At 71.8% G+C, this 2,077-nt stretch carries 1 protein-coding gene and 1 pseudogene; both read right to left on the bottom strand.

Annotation, left to right across the window (positions count from 1 at the left end; genetic code table 11):
- Positions 1-327: pseudogene (locus SZ60_RS12735) on the bottom strand (hypothetical protein); the annotation flags it as partial.
- A complete protein-coding gene (gene mtrB, locus SZ60_RS12730) occupies positions 320-1,993 on the bottom strand; it encodes an MtrAB system histidine kinase MtrB (protein WP_082060135.1) in 1,674 nt (557 codons plus the stop codon). The pseudogene SZ60_RS12735 and the gene mtrB, both read right to left, overlap by 8 nt.
- Positions 1,994-2,077 lie beyond the last annotated feature (84 nt).

The following is a 2,077-nucleotide window of genomic DNA, read 5'->3' as shown; positions in this document are numbered from 1 at the left end:
CGGGCGGATGGTGACGCTGGCCCGCGGTTCCCACTCGTCGGCGAAGCCGGCACTGAGGAACTGACGCGCCACCCCGTAGTTGTCCTGGGACCCGGTGCCCGCCGAGAGGAAGTCCCGCAGGAGCCTTTCTTGCGAGCTGCCGGCGACGGGACCGTTGGGCCGGAAGACGAAGTCGCTCACGACGTCGTCGCTCACGGTGTCGCCTCGCTGCACCTGACCGCCGTCGGGGATGCCCACGCACCCGGTCAGGGCGATCGCGGCGATCACGAGGGCCGTCAGCACCGCCGACCGACGCCCCCACGGGCCGTTCCGTGGACGTTCAGTCATCGTCGGCTCTCCCCTTCGACGTCGCCGACGGCGGGACCGACGCGCCCGGCACCTCGACGGCGGGGACCGAACCGGACCACGGTTCGCCCGTCACCGGGACCGTCGTCTCGCCCCGGCGGTCCGGAGGCACGACCGGCAGGGGCGATCCCTCGATGCGACCGCCGGCCACGCGGGGCAGGGTGACGACGAACCGGCTGCCCGACCCCGGCTCGGACCAGACCTCGAGCCGGCCGCCGTGCAGGGCCGCGTCCTCGAGGCTGATCGCCAGGCCCAGCCCCGTGCCCCCGATCGTGCGCTTGCGGGAGGGGTCGGCCCGCCAGAACCGGTCGAACACCCGCGCGGCGTCGGCGGGGCTCATGCCCACGCCGTTGTCGCGCACGGCCACCGCGACGGCCGTGGCGTCGCTGTCGACCTCGACCTCGATCGGCCGACCCTCGCCGTGCTCGATCGCGTTGCCCAGCAGATTGCGCAGGATGCGGCGCAGCCGTCGCGGGTCGATCTCGGCCTCGAAGTACCCACCCCGGGCGACGACCGACACGACGCTGCCGGATTCGGCGGCGAGGGGACCGAACTCGTCGACGCCGTCTTCGACGAGACGCACGACCGTGACGGGCTCGGTCTCGAGTTCGACGGCACCCGCGTCGAACCGCGAGATCTCGAGCAGGTCGGCGAGCAGGAGCTCGAACCGGTCGACCTGGGTGTGCAGCAGCTCGGCCGTGCGGGCGGCCGAGGGCGTGAACGAGGTGCGCTGGTCGTAGAGCACGTCACCGGCCAGACGGATCGTGGTGAGCGGCGTGCGCAGTTCGTGCGAGACGTCGCTGACGAAGCGTTGTTGGACGCGCGACAGTTCGGCCAGTTGCGAGATCTGGCGCTGCATGGCGTCGGCCATCCCGTTGAACGAGCGCCCGAGCGTGGCCACGACGTCCTGCCCCTTCTCGGGAATGCGTTCTTCCAGGTGCCCGGCCGCGATCTTCTGACTGGTCTCGGCCGCCGTGCGGATGGGACCCACGACCAGACGGACGACGAGATAGGTGATCGCACCGATCAACAGCACGAGAGCGAGCGAGCCGATGCCGAGCGTCCGCTGCATCAGGTCGAGCGTGGCCTGCGCGTCGCTGAGGTCGTAGACGAGGTAGAGCTCGTACTGGCCCGCCGTGGGTACCTGCAGGGTCGAGCCGACGGCGATGCCGGGCGAGCCGCCGCCCAGCGACGTCGGGGGCAGCGACACCGACTGCATCGAGAGTCGACCGTCGTCCGCCGCCACCGCCTCGCGGAGGGCCGGCGAGATCACGGAGTCCGGGAAGTCGGGGCTGGCGATGTTCTGGATGGTCTGCGGACTGTTCTGCCCCGGGGTCCGGAGGATGGCGATGCTCGTTCCGCCCGGACTCGAGGTCGAGCCCAGGATGGCGGTCTGGGCCTCGTTCTGCAGGGCGTCGAGCTCGACCTGGTTGGCGTCCTCGGTGGCCGTGGCCGAGTCGAAGATGTTCTGCGCCAGCAGCGTGGCCCGCACGCTCTCGGCCTCGACCTGCTCTCGGCGTTGGTCGTAGAGGCTCGTGCCGATGGTCACCGAGATGAGCGTGCCGATGACGGTGACGGCGACGGTCGACAGCACCACCGTGAGCGCGACGGTGCGGAACGACAACGACGACCGCCAGAACCCGACCACACGGGTCGGCCACGTGCGCCAGGCCGGCGCGCGCCACGACCACGGCCCGCCCGACCGGGCGGGCCCGCCCTGGTCGGGCCCCGC

Source organism: Frigoribacterium sp. MEB024, assembly GCF_000878135.1.
In the GTDB taxonomy this organism is placed as follows: Bacteria; Actinomycetota; Actinomycetes; order Actinomycetales; family Microbacteriaceae; genus Frigoribacterium.
The sequence above is the reverse complement of the archived record's forward strand: the minus strand, read 5'-3'. Positions and strand labels throughout refer to the sequence as shown.